Consider the following 16007-nt stretch of genomic DNA (forward strand, 5'->3'; position numbering starts at 1 on the left):
GGGAGTGCACAGTAGTCGCGGAGGGGCCGCCATCGGCGCTGTTGGAGGGGGGCGCGCCGATGGCGGCGTGCTGCCGGCCGCGGTACGGCGGAGAGGGTGGTCAGCGTTCGCAGCCAGCAGCGAGGCCGACACCGCACCGCGGTGACTCGTCCGGCAGTTCCGGTCCTTGGACGCGGGGTGAAGGGACTGGGTTCCCGGCTTCCACCCGATTTCCACAAGTTGGTGAGGGTGTGTTCAACGGGACGTGTGGGCCGGCGCCCCCGGTCGGCCCGGAGCGCGCGCACGGCGGCGCTCACATCCGTCGCGCCCGCGCGACACGTCGTCGTCCATCCCGTGGACGCACCCGTGCCCGAGCCGACGGCGACGGGATCATGAGTGCATGCCCCGCGTCGACATTCCCGGTTCCAAGTCCATCACCGCCCGTGCCCTCTTCCTGGCGGCGGCGGCCGACGGAGTCACGACCCTCGTACGGCCGTTGCGCTCGGACGACACCGAGGGCTTCGCCGAAGGCCTGACCCGGCTCGGCTACCGCCTCGGCCGCACCCCGGACGCCTGGCAGGTCGACGGCCGCCCGCAGGGCCCCGCGGTCACGGAGGCCGACGTCTACTGCCGGGACGGCGCCACCACGGCCCGCTTCCTGCCGACCCTGGCGGCGGCCGGCCACGGCACGTACCGCTTCGACGCCTCGCCCCAGATGCGCCGCCGTCCGCTGCTGCCGCTGACCCGGGCCCTGCGCGACCTGGGCGTGGACCTGCGGCACGAGGAGGCGGAGGGGCACCACCCGCTGACCGTCGCGGCGGCGGGCGTCGAGGGCGGCGAGGTGGTCCTGGACGCGGGACAGTCGTCGCAGTACCTGACGGCCCTGCTGCTCCTGGGCCCGCTGACCCGCAAGGGCCTGCGGATCCGGGTCACCGACCTGGTCTCGGCGCCGTATGTGGAGATCACGATCGCGATGATGCGGGCGTTCGGGGTGGAGGTGCGCAAGGAGGGGAAGGTGTTCGTGGTCCCGCCGGCCGGCTACCGCGCCACGACCTACGCGATCGAGCCCGACGCGTCGACCGCGAGCTACTTCTTCGCCGCGGCGGCCGTCACCGGCGGCGAGGTGACGGTCCCGGGGCTGGGCCAGGGCGCGCTCCAGGGCGACCTGGGCTTCGTGGACGTGCTGCGGCGGATGGGCGCGGAGGTCGCGACCGGCGCGGACGGCACCCGGGTGCGAGGCACCGGCGAACTGCGCGGAGTCACGGTGAACATGCGGGACATCTCCGACACCATGCCGACGCTCGCGGCGATCGCGCCCTTCGCCTCCGGCCCGGTGCGCATCGAGGACGTGGCGAACACCCGGGTCAAGGAGTGCGACCGGCTGGAGGCGTGCGCGGAGAACCTTCGGCGGCTCGGGGTGGACGTGGCCACGGGCCCGGACTGGATCGAGATCCGGCCGGGGGCGACTCCGGTGGCGGGCGCGGAGATCAAGTCGTACGGCGACCACCGCATCGTCATGTCCTTCACGGTCACCGGGCTGCGGGTGCCGGGTATTTCGTTCGACGACCCCGGATGCGTCCGGAAGACTTTCCCCGGTTTCCACGAGGCGTTCGCGGAGTGGGGAAGGGACATCGTGCGGTGAGCTTCAAGCTGGCGGGGCCGGTTCTCGAGGGCGCGCTCGTGCGGTTGGAGCCGCTGGAGCACCGGCACGCGGCCGATCTCGCGGTGGCGGCGGAGGAGGACCGGGGGACGTACGCCTTCACCTGGGTGCCGAGGGCCGACCAGGTGGCGGCATACATGGACGCGCAGCTCGCCCGCGCGGCGACGGGGCGGCTGGCGCCGTACGCGCAGGTGTCCGTCGCCTCGGGGCGGGCGGTGGGGGCGACGTCGTACTGGGAGCCGCGGCACTGGCGGGGCGACGACCGGCTGGACGCCGTCGAGGTCGGCTTCACCTGGCTCGGCGCCTCCGCACAGGGCACGGGCGTGAACGCCGAGGCCAAGCTGCTGCTGTTCCGGCACGCCTTCGAGGAGTGGGGCGTGTCCCGGGTGGACCTGAAGACGGACGCCCGCAACGACCGTTCCCACGCGGCGATCCAGAGCGTGGGGGCGCGTTTCGAGGGCGTACTGCGGAACTGGTCCCGCTCCTCGGCACCGGGGGAGGACGGCCGGCTGCGCGACTCCGCGATCTTCTCGGTCACGGCGCAGGAGTGGCCGCAGTGCAGGGGGCGGCTGGAGGAGCGGGTGGCCGGGTTCCTGGCTCGGGCGGCGTGACCGTCAGGAGCCGTTGATCAGCTTCTTGATCTCAGGCAGCTTCATGACGGAGTCGTCATTGACGAAGATGGCACCATCGGGTGCGTCTCCCAACGCGATGGCGATGCCGGGATCCACGCCCTTGATCGCATAGGCGGTCGTCGAGGTGGGCTTCGTCGACCTGTCGCTGTCGGAGTTCGGGGTGTCGTCGCACGGCGGAATCGTGGCGGCACCGAGCTCGTCCCCGATCGTGAAGTCACCGGCCTCTGTGCCCGAGTAGGTGTTGTTCCGGTACCTGACCAAGGCCACACAGGACGACGCGGAATGGCCGCCGCCGTCGGACGACGTGCAGGCGACGGACGTCGTGACGACGACCGTCGCCAGCAGCGCCCACACGGATCCGTGCCTGCCGACGGGAAGTGCCATGGCTCTCATCGATGTGCCTCCTCCTGGAGCGGCTGCTCCGGCTCGGTCCGGAGCTGTCCCCGGCCTCAGGACTCCGACGCAGCGGACGGCCACTTCGTTCGCCCGGCCGCCGCCCGCAGGTGCTCCCGCACCGCCCGCAGCACCGGATCCCCCTCCACGCTCGGTCGGTTCGGTGTCCGGGTTCAGGGGGAGAGGCTAGGAGGTGGCCGGGACCCGGGAGAACAGCCGTCCGGCCAGGTCGACGCCCACCACGGCCCCGCTGTCGTCGCGGCTGAAGAAGCCGCGCTGCCCCTTGAAGGCACCCTCGGTGATGACGTACTCGTCGCCGTCGCCCGGCAGCAGACCGAAGGGGAACGGGGCGTGGTCCTGCGGGAGTTCGGTGTCGGAGGCGGCGCGGATCTCCGGCTTGATCCGGACCTCCAGGGACAGGGCCGCGCCGTCGGTGTCGATGGCGAAGGTCATCGCGTCGTTCTCGTATGCGCCGGCGACCTCCCGCGCGCGGGCCGCGTCGTACGGGATCGGCTCGGGATCGCGGTCGACCACGCCGAGGTACGTCTCCAGGGCCCAGCGGACGATCGCCTGGTTGCAGGGGATGCCGTCCGGACCGGCGTTGGACAGCGCGACGACCGCGAAGTCCCGTTCGGGGACGATGAGCAGCTCCGCGAACTGGCCGTTCGCCGAGCCGCCGTGGCCGATGGTGTGCACCCCGTCCACCTCGCGCAGGAACCAGGCGATGCCCAGCGCGTCGCCGAGCGAGCCGGCCCGCAGCGCAGCCGTCCGCTCCCGCATCCGGTGCAACGCCTCGGTCGGCAGGACGCGCTCGCCGCTCTCCGTACGGCCGTCGCCGAGATGGAAGCGGGCCCAGCACAGCAGGTCGGAGACCGAGGTGACGAGGCCGCCGCCGGGGTTGTTGGCGCGGGTGCCCTTCCAGGGGCGGGCGACGGACAGGGTGCCGTCCTCGCCGAGGTTGTGGCCGACGGCGAACCGGCGGGTCATGACGTCGTCGGCGCCGAAGAAGCTCTGGGCCAGGCCGAGCGGTTCCAGTACGAGGGAGGCGACGGCCTGTTCGTACGTCAGTCCCGTGACGTTCTCCAGGATGCGCCCCACCAGGTTGAAGCCGGCCTGGCTGTAGGAGGCGCGGGCGCCGGGCGGAGCGATCAGCTCGTGCTCGGCCAGCTTCGCCACGAACGCGGCCAGGGCGTCGTCACCCTCGCCGGTGTCGATGATGACGTTCCAGTCCAGCCCGGCCGTGTGGTTGAGCAGGCGCCGCACGGTGATCGCCGACGCGGCCTCCTCGTCGGCGAGCGTGAACTCGGGGACGTAGCGGCGCACCGGGACGTCCAGGTCGATCTTTCCCTCCTCGACCAGGCGCATCAGCGCCGTCGCCGTGTAGGTCTTCGTCACCGAGGCCACCTGGAACAGCGTGTTCTCGTCGACCGGCAGCGGGTTCTCGATGCTGGTGATCCCGTGGGACGCGGTCACCTCCCGGCCGTTCGCCCAGATCCCGACGGCGACTCCGGGAATGCCGAACTGCTCCGCCGTCGCCTCGACGACCTCGACCAGTGCCTCGCGTGACATCGCGTTCCCCTTCCGGAGGAGCAAGACCACTTGCACTTTGTTCAAGTGGGTGCGGTGTGACTGTAGGGCGGGACTTGAACAAAGTGCAAGAGGGAATCGCGAACCCACCTGGATCAAGGGATGGCTCAACTGTCGGAGCGCGAAAGATTGACTGGACCGTTGGGCCGATGATCGGAAACCATCGGAAGCATGACGACCTCGACCTCCTACCTCATCCTCCACGGCTGGCAGAACCACCGCCCCAAGGGGCATTGGCAGCACTGGCTCGCCGACCGCCTCGCGGAAGGCGGCCACCACGTCACATACCCGCAGCTGCCCGACCCCGACGAGCCCGACCTGGAGGTGTGGCTCGCCGAACTCGCGCGGCACCTGCGCGAGTTGCCGGGCGACGGGGAGCGGGTCGTGCTCGCCCACAGCGCCTCCGCCGTGCTGTGGCTGCACGCCGTCGCGCGCGGTGTACCGGGGCTCGGCGATGTCGACCGGGTGCTGCTGGTGGCCCCGCCGTCCGGCTCGGTGCTCGCCCAGCACCCGGAGGTCGCGGCCTTCGCCCCGCCACCGCTCGCCGGCCTGACCCTGCCGGGCCCCACCCGCCTCGTCGCCGGCGACGACGACCCGTACTGTCCCGAGGGCGGCCAGACCGTCTTCGGCGATCCCCTGGGCCTCACCGCCGAGCTGCTCCCCGGTGCCGCCCACCTCGACCTGGACGCCGGTTACGGTTCCTGGCCCTCGGTGCTGGAGTGGTGCCTGAACGCGGACACGAAGTTCACGGTCCGGCCGGAGCGGTAGCCGGGGGGTCCTCGGTCTCCGGCGCCGAAAGCGCCTCGGGCTCCGCCGTCGCGGCAGCCGGGGGATACTCGCGCCCGGCCGCCGCCGTAGCCGGGAGTTCCTCGGGCTCCGCCGCCGTAGCCGGGAGTTTTTCGGGCTCCGCCCCCGTGGCGCCGCCCCGGAGTTCCGGCGTCGTCGCGCCCACCGCCGTCACCGCCACCAGGCACAGCAGGCCACCCGTGATCAGGGCGGTCGCGCCCGACGACCAGCCGGCGACCACACCGGCGCGCAGGTTGCCCAGGTGGGGGCCCGCCTGGCCGACGATCGTCTCGGCCGCCGTCACCCGGCCCAGCAACGCGTCCGGCGTGCGGGTCTGCACGATCGTGGTGCGGGAGAGGACGGCCAGCGCGTCCGCCGCACCGGCCAGCACCAGCATCCCGAGGCCCGCCCAGGCGCTGGTCGCCAGTCCGAACAGGGCGAGGGACACACCCCACGTGCCGGACGCGCACAGCATCACCGGCCCGGGGCGGGCCAGGCGCGTGACCGGGCCGGAGAAGGCGGTCGTGGCGACGCCGCCCACGGCGAGCGCGGACAGGAACAGGCCGAGCGTGCGCGGGTCGCCGCCGAAGCGCTCCGCGTTGACCAGGGGGAAGAGGCTGGTCGGCATCGACATGACCGTGGCGGCCAGGTCCGTCAGCAGCGCGCCGCGCACCACCCGGTGGCCGGTCAGGAACCGCAGGCCGTCCAGGACGCCGTGCAGGCCGGGGCGGGACTTCTCGCCCTCGGGCGGCAGCGCGGGCAGGCCGAAGGCGCCGTAGAAGGACACCCCGAAGCTGAGGGCGTCCACCAGGTAGCAGACGCCGATGCCCCACCAGCCGAGCACGAGGCCGGCGACGGCCGGACCGACCAGCATCATCGCCAGGCCGGTGACCTGGTTCAGGGCCAGGCCCGCGGCCACCTGGTCCTTGGGCAGCAGCCGCGGTACGAACACGCCCGCCGCGGGCGCGCCGATCGCGCCGAACGACGCCTGCGCCGCGACCAGCGCCAGGACGACGGCCACCGGCACGTGCCCGGTGAAGCCCTGCACGGCCAGCAGCAGGGAGCAGCTCGCCTGGCCGACGTTGCCGAGCAGATAGACGCGGCGCCGGTCGGCCCGGTCCACCCAGGACCCCGCGAACAGGCCGATGCCGATCATCGGCAGTGCCTGCGCCAGTCCGACCGCGCCGCTCCAGACCGAGCTGTGCGTCATGTCCCAGACCTGGTACATGACGGTGACGATGGTCATGAAGCTGCCGAGCGTGGACACCGTGCGCCCGATCAGCAGCCGCCGGAAGGCGGGGGAGGTGCGCAGCGGACGTACGTCGAGGAGCGCGCGCGTCAGGGTCATGAGAGGAGGGCCACGGGGCCGGGCGGGGTCACGGCGGGGACGCTAGCCTGTCGCCCCAGGATCGAGCGAACCGATAACGGCGCTACGCCGACTCGTTTCTGCCGCCCCGGGGCGGGCGAACCGACAACGGCTACGCCGACTCGTTCAGCAGCCGCCCCAGATGCTCCCGCCCCGCGCCCAGCAGCTCCGGCAGCGGCGGGGCCGCCTCGTACCACCGCTTCTCGTACTCCCAGCACAGCCATCCGTCCCACCCGTGCCGGGAGAGCACCTCCACGCACTCGGTGAGCGGAAGGACGCCGGCGCCCAGCGCCAGCGGGGTGGTGTCGTCGGCGGAGGCGATGTCCTTGACCTGGACGTAGCCGAGGTACGGGGCGAGGGCCGCGTAGGTCTCCGAGGGCTGCTCGCCGCCCAGCCAGGTGTGCATCACGTCCCACAGCGCCCCCACCTGCCGGTGGCCGACCGGGCCCAGGATCCGGATGGCGGCGGCTCCGGTGCGGTGCGAGTCGTGGGTCTCCAGCAGGATCCGTACGCCGAGGTCGCCGGCGTACTCGGCGGCCGTGCCCAGCCTTCGCGCGGCCGTGGCGTCGGCGTCCTCGGGGGACTGTTCGGCGGCGCCGCCCGGGAAGACCCGTACGAAGGGCGCGCCCAGGTCCCGGGCCAGTTCGAGGAGCTCGCGGATCTCGTCGATCACGGCGGTGTCGTCGCCGGGGGCGGCCACGCGCGCGTACCCCGCCAGACCGAGGATCTCGACTCCCGCCGCCTTGAACTCCGCGGCCACGTCCGCTCGTTCGGCGGGAGTGAGGCCCGGATGGACCGGCTCCTCCGGGTGCGCGCGCAGCTCGACTCCGTGATAACCGTGTTCGGAGGCGAGCCGCAGCACGTCAGCGAGCGGCAGGCCGGGGACACCGAGGGTGGAGAAGGCCAGCTTCATACCCACGGACCCTACTCGTCACCGCCGCCGGCCGCGCCCCTTCGTCACCCGCTCACTCGGGTGCTTCGTGCAGGTCCAGCCGCCAGTCCTGGCCCGTGAGGTCCTTGCCGAAGGAACGGTGGGACGTCTCGGCGGTGAGGACGAAACCGTGCCGCCGGTAGATGTGCCGGGCGGCGGTGAGCACGTCGTTGGTCCACAGGACGAGGTCCCGGTAACCGACCCCGCGCGCGAACTCGACGACGGCCGCGACGAGCCGGTCCCCGAGCCCCAGGCCGCGCGCGTTCGGCTCGACGAGCAGGAGCCGCAGCCGGGCGGTGCCGGGCGCCTCGCCCCGTACGCACATCACGCATCCCACCGGCCGCCCGTCGAGCTCGGCGATCCACACCCGCTCCAGATGCGGGTCGTGGTCCTCGGCGAAGTCGGCGACGATCCTGGCCACAAGGCCCTCGTAGTCGGTGTTCCACCCGTATTCGGCGGCGTACAGCGCGGCGTTGCGCTGCACGATCCAGCCGAGGTCGCCGGGGCCCGGCTCGCGCAGGACGACGTCTTCGGCGCGGGGCGGACGGCGGTCGCCCAGGATCGTACGGATCGTGCTCATCGCCTCCGCGAGGCGCGGGCGGTCGCCGGGCGCCACGCTCCCCAGGAGGGAGCCGACCGATTCTCCGGCCCGCTCGTCGAGCAGCTCGGCGGCCTCCCGCCCGCGCGCGGTGAGCGTGACACGGCGCCGGCGCGGATCTTCCTCCGACGGGGCGCGCTGGACCAGTCCGTCCTGCTCGAACCTGTTCAGGATCCGGCTCAGGTAGCCGGAGTCCAGGGAGAGTTCGGTGCGCAGATCGGCCGCGTCCGTACGGCGGGAGTGGGCGAGTTCGTACAGGACGCGGGATTCGGTGAGGGTGTACGGGGCGTAGAGGTGGCGGCCGTAGTCGAGGGCGCCGATGACGTTCGTGTAGAAGCGGTTGAAGGAGCGGATGTCCTGGACGGTCATGCTCGACCCCCGGTGGTCCGATGGCTGACTCAGTCAGAGATACCGTCGGGATCGAGCGTAGGCCGCCCACCGCGCCTCGGCCACCCCTTCCGCTGTCCCTCCGTGACCGCCGAAGCGGGGGCAGCCCCCAGTGAGGCCCGCACCGGCGCCGGGTGCGAGTCGTAGCGACGGCACGTTCAACTCCGCGACGGCACGTTCAACTCCGCGACGGCACGTTCAACTCCGCGACGGCACGTTCAACTCCGCGACGGCACGTTCAAACCCGCGACGGCACGTTCAAGCCCGCGGCACCCCGGAGGACCCCCGCACCATCAGTTCCCCGCGAACCGTCGCGATCCCCCCGGGCGGCGGCTCCTCCCGCCCCATCGCGATGCGTCCGGCCCGCGCCCCGGCCTCCGCCAACGGCAGCCGCACCGTCGTCAGGGAAGGCACCGCGTCGATGCTGAAGGGGAGGTCGTCGAAGCCGGCCACCGACACGTCCTCCGGGATCTTCAGCCCGGACTCGCGCAGCGCCGCGCACGCGCCCAGGGCGACGGAGTCGTTGGCCGCGACGATCGCCGTGAGAGACGGGTCGCGGCGCAGCAGTTCCAGCGTCGCCTCGTAGCCGGACCGCCGGTCGTAGCTGCCGTGCACCGTCCAGCGCGGGTCCTCCTCGATGCCCGCCGCCGCCAGCGCCGCCCGGTGTCCCTCCAGCCGGTGCCGGGTGGTCGTGCGCTCCTCCGGACCCGCGATGTAGCCGAGCCGCCGGTGCCCCAGCCCGATCAGGTGCTCGGTCAACTCCCGCCCGCCGCCACGGTTGTCGAAGGTCAGCGCGACCGCTCGGGTGTCCGGCGCGGGCGGCCGCCCGCACAGCACCACCCTCGTCCCGGCCTCCGTCAGCTTCCGCAGCTTCGCCGCGACGGCCGCCGCGTGCGGCTGGTCCTCCATGGCACCGCCGGTCAGCACCACGGCCGCGGCCCGCTGTCGCTGGAGCAGCGTGAGGTAGGTCAGTTCGCGCTCCGGGGAGCCGCCCGTGTTGCAGACGACCGCCAGCCGTTCCCCGCCGGCCCGCCCGCCCGGGCCGCCGATCTCGGACTGGATCGCGCTCGCCATGATCCCGAAGAACGGGTCGGCGATGTCGTTGACCAGGATCCCCACCAGGTCAGACGTGGCGGCGGCCAGCGAGCTCGCCGGCCCGTTCAGTACGTAGTCCAGCTCGTCCACGGCCCGCAGCACCCGCTCCCGGGTGGTGGCCGCCACGGGGTAGTTCCCGTTCAGCACGCGCGACACCGTCGCGGGGGAGACCTGGGCGCGGGCCGCCACGTCCGCCAGGGTCACCGTCATTTCGTCGTCCTCCGGTCGCGCATCTCGTCGTACCTCGCCGTACGTCGTCGTACCCACAGGCCATGCGCAGAGCACGCACAGGGAATGCATAGATCCACGAACCGCGGCCGCGGTTTCGTGCAGTTCGAGCAGACCTTACGGCCCCGTGCCCCAGCTGTTCGCCCCCTCGAACAACTCGAAGTGGACACGGCCTTGTCCGGACCGCTGGTCAGAGGCTAGCTTCTCATTGTATAGAAAGCGCTTGCTGTACGGCTTACCAGTAAAACGAGGGCAACCGGGCGCTCAGCGCCTACGAAGGGACCGACGTGACACGCAAGACGGTGCGTATCGCCATGAACGGCGTGACCGGGCGCATGGGTTACCGCCAGCACCTCGTCCGCTCCATCCTGGCCATCCGTGACCAGGGCGGGCTCGACCTCGGCGACGGCACCGTGCTGTGGCCGGAGCCGATCCTCGTCGGGCGCCGCGAGCACGCGCTGCGCGCGCTCGCCGAGCAGCACGGCCTGGAGCACATCTCGACGGACGTGGACGCGGTCCTCGCCGACCCGACCGTGGAGATCTACTTCGACGCCCAGGTGACGTCGGCCCGCGAGGAGGCGATCAAGAAGGCGATCGCCGCCGGCAAGCACATCTACACCGAGAAGCCGACCGCCACCGGCCTCGACGGCGCCCTGGAACTGGCCCGCCTGGCCAACGCCAAGGGCATCAAGCACGGCGTCGTCCAGGACAAGATCTTCCTGCCGGGCCTGCTCAAGCTGAAGCGCCTCATCGACGGCGGCTTCTTCGGCCGGATCCTGTCCATCCGCGGCGAGTTCGGCTACTGGGTCTTCGAGGGCGACTGGCAGTCCGCGCAGCGCCCGTCCTGGAACTACCGCGCCGAGGACGGCGGCGGCATCGTTGTCGACATGTTCCCGCACTGGGAGTACGTCCTGCACGAGCTCTTCGGCCGCGTGACGTCCGTCCAGGCCATCGCCACCACCCACATCCCGCAGCGCTGGGACGAGCAGGGCAAGCCCTACGACGCCACCGCCGACGACGCCGCCTACGGCATCTTCGAACTCGACGGCGGCGCCATCGCCCAGATCAACTCCTCCTGGGCGGTCCGCGTCAACCGCGACGAACTCGTCGAGTTCCAGGTCGACGGCACCGAGGGCTCGGCCGTCGCGGGCCTGCGCAAGTGCCGTGCCCAGCACCGGTCCGCCACCCCCAAGCCGGTGTGGAACCCGGACATCCCGGCCACCGAGGCCTTCCGCGACCAGTGGCAGGAGGTCCCGGACAACGGCGAGTTCGACAACGGCTTCAAGGCCCAGTGGGAGCTGTTCCTGCGGCACGTCTACGCCGACGCGCCCTACCACTGGGACCTGCTCGCCGGCGCCCGTGGCGTCCAGCTCGCCGAGCTGGGCCTGAAGTCCTCGGCCGAGGGCCGCCGTCTCGACGTACCGGAGATCGCGCTGTGACCATCCGACTCCCCGACTCCAGTGGCGGGCTGCGGTCGTACGAACCCCGCACGGAACCCCTCGCCGTCACCCCCGGCACCCCCTTCACCTCCCGTACGGTCTTCTCGGCGGCGCACGTCGTCGCCGACCCGTTCGCCGACGCCGGCCCCGACTCCCCGGCGGCCGTCGACTGGGACGCCACCCTCGCCTTCCGCCGCCATCTGTGGTCCCACGGACTCGGCGTCGCCGAGGCCATGGACACCGCCCAGCGCGGCATGGGCCTGGACTGGGCGGGCGCGGCCGAGCTGATCCGGCGCAGCGCCGCCGAGGCGAAGTCGGTCGGCGGCCGCATCGCCTGCGGCGTCGGCACCGACCAGATCACCGGCGGCTCCCTGACGCAGATCCGCCAGGCGTACGAGGAGCAGCTCGCCCTCGTCGAGGAGTCGGGCGCCCAGGCGATCCTGATGGCGTCCCGCGCGCTGGCCGCCACCGCCTCCGGTCCCGAGGACTACCTGGAGGTCTACGGCCACCTCCTGCGCCAGGCCGCCGAACCCGTGGTCCTGCACTGGCTGGGCCCGATGTTCGACCCGGCGCTGGAGGGCTACTGGGGGTCGAAGGACCTCGACGCGGCGACCGACACGTTCCTGGAGGTCATCGCCGCCCACCCGGACAAGGTCGACGGCATCAAGGTCTCCCTCCTCGACGCCCGGCGCGAGGTCGACCTGCGCCGCCGCCTCCCCGACGGCGTCCGCTGCTACACCGGCGACGACTTCAACTACCCCGAGCTGATCGCGGGCGACGAACAGGGCTTCAGCCACGCCCTGCTCGGCATCTTCGACCCGCTCGGCCCGCTGGCGGCGCAGGCCGTCCGCGTCCTGGACACCGGGAACGTGACGGGCTTCCGCGAACTCCTCGACCCCACCGTCGAGCTGTCCCGCCACCTCTTCCAGACGCCCACCCGCTTCTACAAGACGGGCGTGGTCCTGCTCGCCTGGCTGGCCGGCCACCAGACCCACTTCACGATGGTCGGCGGCCTCCAGTCGGCGCGCTCCCTCCCGCACTTCACCCGCGCCTACGAACTCGCCGACGGCCTGGGCCTGTTCCCCGACCCGAAGCTGGCGGAGGAGCGGATGAAGACCCTGCTCTCCCTGTACGGAGTGAACCAGTGACCGCAGATCTCACCCGCTTCAGCATCAACCAGATGACGGTCAAGCAGTTGTCGATGCCCGAACTGGTCGACGCCTGCCTGGAGCTGGGGGTGCCCGGCGTCGGCCTGTGGCGCGAGCCGGTCCAGACGTACGGCGTGGAGGCGACGGCGAAGCTGGTCCGCGACGCGGGCCTCGCCGTCACCACCCTGTGCCGGGGCGGCTTCCTCACCGCGATCGACCCGCAGGAGCGCGCCCGGGCCCTGGACGACAACCGCCGCGCGATCGACGAGGCAGCGACCCTGGGCACCGAGGTGTTGGTCTTGGTCTCCGGCGGCCTGCCGGCCGGCTCCAAGGACCTGCACGGCGCCCGCGAACGCATCGCGGACGCCCTCGCCGAACTGGGCCCGTACGCGGAGGCCCACGGGGTGAAGCTGGCCATCGAGGCCCTGCACCCCATGTACGCCTCCGACCGCTGCGTGGTCTCCACCCTCGCCCAGGCCCTGGACCTCGCGGAACGCTTCCCCGCACACCAGGTGGGCGTCACGGTCGACACGTACCACATCTGGTGGGACGACTCGGCCCCCGAGCAGATCGCCCGTGCGGGCGCCGGCGGCCGCATCCACACCTTCCAGCTCGCCGACTGGACCACCCCGCTGCCGGAGGGCGTCCTCAACGGCCGCGGCCAGATCGGCGACGGCGCGATCGACATGCGGGAGTGGAAGGGCTATGTGGAGGCGGCCGGCTACACCGGCCCCATCGAGGTCGAGCTCTTCAACGAGGGGCTGTGGGCGCGGGACGGGCGGGAGGTGCTGGCGGAGACGGCGGAACGCTTCCTGGCTCACGCGGCGTAGCTCGGTACGGCGGCCGAAGTACGGGACGACCTGTACTCCGGCCGCCCCGCCGTATACGCGATGTATACTCGACGTATGTCCGACGTCATGATCCGCGTGCCCGCCGAAGTCCGTGACCAACTGGCCGCCGTGGCCGAGGCGCGAGGCACCAGCCTTCGTGCCCTCATGCAGGACATAGCCGCTCAGACGCTGACTCCTGAGCAGATCAAGGAACGGGCCGACCGCACCCGCACTCTGCTCGCCGAGCGCTTCGGGCACTACGTGTCGGACGAGGAGTCCGCCGAGATGCGGCGCAAGATGCGGGAGGCCGCCGCCGCTCACCGTGCCGGCCCGGTCGAGACGGAGCCGTCCCCTTGAGCTGGACCGAGCACTACGTCCTCGACACCCCCACCCTCCTGGCGATGGGGGGCGACAAACAGGTCTCCGGCCTCATCCACGCGGCGGCCGCCAGTGACGACATGCGGCTGTGGGTACCTGTCCTGTGCCTGCTGGAAGCCGAGCGTGGACGTGCCGGGATCGTCGACCACGTGGGCGTGCTGGCGGACGTACTCCATCTCGTCGACGACGACTACGCCATGGCGGTGACCATCGCCGAACTGGGTCGTGAAGGCGTCGACTTCGGTGTCTCGGCGGCCGTGCACACCGCGCGCCCGAACCAGACGATCCCGACGGGCGGCCTGCTCGCCACCGTGGCCCCGGAGGCGTATGCCGGACTCGGGGTCGGTGTCATGGACCTGAACCGCTGAGGGCCCGCCTGTGTCATCTCAGGAGCGGCCCCGTTGAAGCCAGGGAGTTCAAGACGCATGTGCAACTTTGTGGGGGAGGTCGGCGCGCTCTGGCGCTATCCGGTGAAGTCCCTGCTGGGGGAGCGGATTCCGGCTGCCGAGGTGACCGACCGAGGTCTGGCGGGCGACCGCCGTTTCGCGCTGCTGGACCGGGAGACGGGCAAGGTGGCCAGCGCCAAGTCCCCCAGGCTGTGGCGGGAGTTGCTGCGCTGCACGGCGGCGACGGCCGGCACCGGGGCCCGCATCACCGCCCCGGACGGCACGACGTGGGACAGCGCCGACGCACACGTCCACGACGGACTTTCGGCGTTCCTGGGTCGCAAGGTGACGCTGACGGACGTCCCGCCTCCCGGCGCCACCCTCCACCGGTCCCGGCCTGAGGAGGTGCTGGAGGCGGGGCTGGACGCCGAGGTCGCCGCCGACGTGGTCCAGTTCGGCTCGGCCGCCCCGCCCGGGACCTTCTTCGACTTCGCGCCGGTCCACCTGGTCACCACCTCGACCCTGCGCCGGATCGCCGCACTGAGCCCCCGGGGGACGGTGGAGGCGGAACGCTACCGCCCCAACCTGGTGATCGACACGGCCGGCGAGGCCGAGGGCTTCCTCGAGAATGCCTGGTTCGGCGAGAAGCTGGCGGTCGGCGACGAGGTGGTCCTGCGCGTGATGGCCGTGACCCCGCGCTGTGCCGTCCCGACCCTCGCCCACGGCCGGCTCCCCCGCGACCCCGACGCGTTGCGCGTCCCCGCCCGCCACAACCGTGTCCCCGCGCTGCCCGGCCGCGCCCCGGACCCGTGCGCCGGGGTGTACGCGCAGGTGGTGCGGGGCGGACGGATCCGGGAGGGGGACGCCGTCCGCCTGGTGTGAGACCCGGGCGGACGGCGTCGGTGGATCAGACGTCGAACCGGTCGATCAGCCAGCTGCCCAGTTCCTCCGTGACGACGGTGTGCTCGGTGGTCGTGGACGAGCAGAGGAAGTCGTCCAGTTCGCTCTCGCCGGGGTCCAGGTCCTTGATCTTCGCGTACAGGTCGTCCTGCTTCTCGATGTCCCGGATCGCGACCGCGCTGACCGACGGCACGAAGCAGACGTCCTCGTGGCGCAGGTCCACCGTGGCGCCGAACTTCTTCATCGCGTCGGCGAGGATCTTGTACGTGTGCAGCGTGCCGCCCGGGGCGCCGTCCAGCTCCGGGAAGCTGTCGGTCGTGATGGTGTCCTCGGCCTCCGGGAACTTCCGGTACAGGTAGGCGACGGTCACGTCGTCGCCCTGGGCCTGGGTGTAGAAGGTGGTGCCGGGGTAGATCTTGTCGAGCCGCAGCGCGACCTCGCCGGGCGGCACGTCCGGCAGGCCGATGCCGTCGGCGCGGCCGTTGGCGACGGCGATCTTGCGCGGGATCTGCGGCCAGCCGCCGAACCGGTTCAGAGCGGCCAGGAAGTCCTTGCGCTCCTTGGCGACCTGGATCTTGCCGGTGTCCTTGTCGTAGTGCTGCCACAGCATCTGACGCGCGGCGTCGCTGTTCATCTGCCGTTCGAAGTCGTTGCCGGGGAACGGGATGAAGTACGAGAACGCCTGCACGCCGACGGGGATGGTGGCGCCGCGGTGCGGGGTGTCGTACGAGAAGTACACCGCCGTCTGGTGGTCCATCCGCTGGGTCTCCAGCTTGGCGAGCGCGTAGCGGGTGACCATGCCGCCCATGCTGAAGCCGCCGACGACCAGCCGGGTGTTGCCGACGCGCCGGCCGATGGTCTCCATGATGACGGCCTCGGCGGCCTGCGCGTTGTCCATGATGGACGCGGTCCGCTCCTCGAACCCGAGCAGGATCACGTCCCTGCCGCGCCGGTGCAGCTCGGTGAGGAAGGGGTACTCACCGCCGTCGAGGAACTGGTAGAGCTTGTCGAGCTCGCTCCGACCGAGGTTGAAGCCGTCGGCGATGATCACGGGCCGGGTGATCTCGCTGTTGCCCGAGCCCAGGAAGACCCAGGCGAAGCCGTTCGGCAGGGGCCATTCCTCGTGGTCCGGCACCTTGATGGGATGGGGAGGCTCGGCGGCCACCGGGTCGGCGAGGGTGAACATACCGACGTTGGGCTCGGTCTTTTCGGACACGGTCGTGCTCCTCGGGGGAGGGGGGAGGGGACGACCTCATCATGGTGACATTTCGGGCTTATCGCCTG

The 16007-nt window shown here is 71.8% G+C and carries 16 protein-coding genes; 9 read left to right on the forward strand and 7 right to left on the reverse strand.

Annotated elements, in window-relative coordinates:
• The first annotated feature begins 379 nt into the window (after positions 1–379).
• Positions 380–1621, forward strand: a complete 1242-nt coding sequence (gene aroA / locus ABT114_RS08355) for a 3-phosphoshikimate 1-carboxyvinyltransferase (protein ID WP_351139937.1) — start codon at positions 380–382, stop codon at positions 1619–1621.
• On the forward strand, positions 1618–2250 hold the full coding sequence (locus tag ABT114_RS08360; RefSeq protein ID WP_351139938.1) for a GNAT family N-acetyltransferase: 633 nt from the start codon (positions 1618–1620) through the stop codon (positions 2248–2250). The genes aroA and ABT114_RS08360 overlap by 4 nt, the downstream gene beginning before the upstream one ends.
• A 3-nt stretch (positions 2251–2253) precedes the next feature.
• On the opposite strand, the gene ABT114_RS08365 is transcribed toward ABT114_RS08360, so the two are convergent.
• Together ABT114_RS08365 and ABT114_RS08370 are read right to left on the reverse strand one after the other, a co-directional pair.
• Positions 2254–2664, reverse strand: coding sequence for a DUF6281 family protein (locus ABT114_RS08365; RefSeq protein ID WP_351139940.1), 411 nt, complete (start codon positions 2662–2664; stop codon positions 2254–2256).
• A 186-nt stretch (positions 2665–2850) separates the two neighbouring features.
• Positions 2851–4233, reverse strand: coding sequence for a serine hydrolase domain-containing protein (locus ABT114_RS08370; RefSeq protein ID WP_351139942.1), 1383 nt, complete (start codon positions 4231–4233; stop codon positions 2851–2853).
• A 189-nt stretch (positions 4234–4422) separates the two neighbouring features.
• On the opposite strand from ABT114_RS08370, the gene ABT114_RS08375 reads away from it, so the two are divergent.
• A complete protein-coding gene (locus ABT114_RS08375) occupies positions 4423–5019 on the forward strand; it encodes an RBBP9/YdeN family alpha/beta hydrolase (RefSeq protein WP_351139944.1) in 597 nt (198 codons plus the stop codon).
• Here ABT114_RS08375 and ABT114_RS08380 read toward each other — a convergent pair.
• The 4 genes from ABT114_RS08380 to ABT114_RS08395 all read right to left on the reverse strand — a co-directional run bounded on the left by ABT114_RS08380 (position 4997) and on the right by ABT114_RS08395 (position 9624).
• Positions 4997–6385: an MFS transporter gene (locus ABT114_RS08380; protein ID WP_351139947.1), complete on the reverse strand. Its 1389-nt coding sequence runs from the start codon at positions 6383–6385 to the stop codon at positions 4997–4999. The two genes, ABT114_RS08375 and ABT114_RS08380, sit on opposite strands and share 23 nt — an antisense overlap.
• Positions 6386–6515: 130 nt before the next feature.
• Entirely contained in the window at positions 6516–7316 is an 801-nt protein-coding gene (locus ABT114_RS08385) for a sugar phosphate isomerase/epimerase family protein (protein WP_351139949.1), read from the reverse strand.
• 52 nt (positions 7317–7368) lie between these two features.
• Complete coding sequence (locus ABT114_RS08390) at positions 7369–8301, reverse strand: bifunctional helix-turn-helix transcriptional regulator/GNAT family N-acetyltransferase (protein WP_351139951.1); 933 nt, start codon at positions 8299–8301, stop codon at positions 7369–7371.
• A gap of 276 nt (positions 8302–8577) precedes the next feature.
• On the reverse strand, positions 8578–9624 hold the full coding sequence (locus tag ABT114_RS08395) for a LacI family DNA-binding transcriptional regulator (protein ID WP_351139953.1): 1047 nt from the start codon (positions 9622–9624) through the stop codon (positions 8578–8580).
• A 305-nt stretch (positions 9625–9929) separates the two neighbouring features.
• Between ABT114_RS08395 and ABT114_RS08400 the strand changes: the two genes are divergently transcribed.
• The 6 genes from ABT114_RS08400 (at position 9930) to ABT114_RS08425 (ending at position 14705) form a co-directional block, all read left to right on the forward strand.
• Positions 9930–11081, forward strand: a complete 1152-nt coding sequence (locus tag ABT114_RS08400) for a Gfo/Idh/MocA family protein (protein ID WP_351139955.1) — start codon at positions 9930–9932, stop codon at positions 11079–11081.
• The gene (locus ABT114_RS08405; protein ID WP_351139957.1) at positions 11078–12229 is read left to right on the forward strand and encodes a dihydrodipicolinate synthase family protein; all 1152 of its coding nucleotides are present in this window, start codon (positions 11078–11080) and stop codon (positions 12227–12229) included. The genes ABT114_RS08400 and ABT114_RS08405 overlap by 4 nt, the downstream gene beginning before the upstream one ends.
• Positions 12230–12261: 32 nt before the next feature.
• Positions 12262–13059, forward strand: a complete 798-nt coding sequence (locus ABT114_RS08410; RefSeq protein WP_351140533.1) for a sugar phosphate isomerase/epimerase family protein — start codon at positions 12262–12264, stop codon at positions 13057–13059.
• Positions 13060–13134: 75 nt separating this feature from the next.
• Positions 13135–13416, forward strand: a complete 282-nt coding sequence (locus tag ABT114_RS08415; RefSeq protein ID WP_351139959.1) for an Arc family DNA-binding protein — start codon at positions 13135–13137, stop codon at positions 13414–13416.
• Positions 13413–13805, forward strand: a complete 393-nt coding sequence (locus ABT114_RS08420) for a PIN domain-containing protein (RefSeq protein ID WP_351139961.1) — start codon at positions 13413–13415, stop codon at positions 13803–13805. The genes ABT114_RS08415 and ABT114_RS08420 overlap by 4 nt, the downstream gene beginning before the upstream one ends.
• 57 nt (positions 13806–13862) lie before the next feature.
• The gene (locus ABT114_RS08425; protein WP_351139963.1) at positions 13863–14705 is read left to right on the forward strand and encodes an MOSC domain-containing protein; all 843 of its coding nucleotides are present in this window, start codon (positions 13863–13865) and stop codon (positions 14703–14705) included.
• Between the two features lie 25 nt (positions 14706–14730).
• Here ABT114_RS08425 and ABT114_RS08430 read toward each other — a convergent pair whose 3' ends face one another.
• Positions 14731–15939 (reverse strand): esterase/lipase family protein, encoded by a 1209-nt coding sequence (locus ABT114_RS08430; RefSeq protein ID WP_351139965.1) that lies wholly within the window; start codon positions 15937–15939, stop codon positions 14731–14733.
• Positions 15940–16007: the final 68 nt, after the last annotated feature.

Origin of the sequence: Streptomyces sp. NPDC002088 (assembly GCF_040296605.1) — a bacterium.
Classification (GTDB): domain Bacteria; phylum Actinomycetota; class Actinomycetes; order Streptomycetales; family Streptomycetaceae; genus Streptomyces.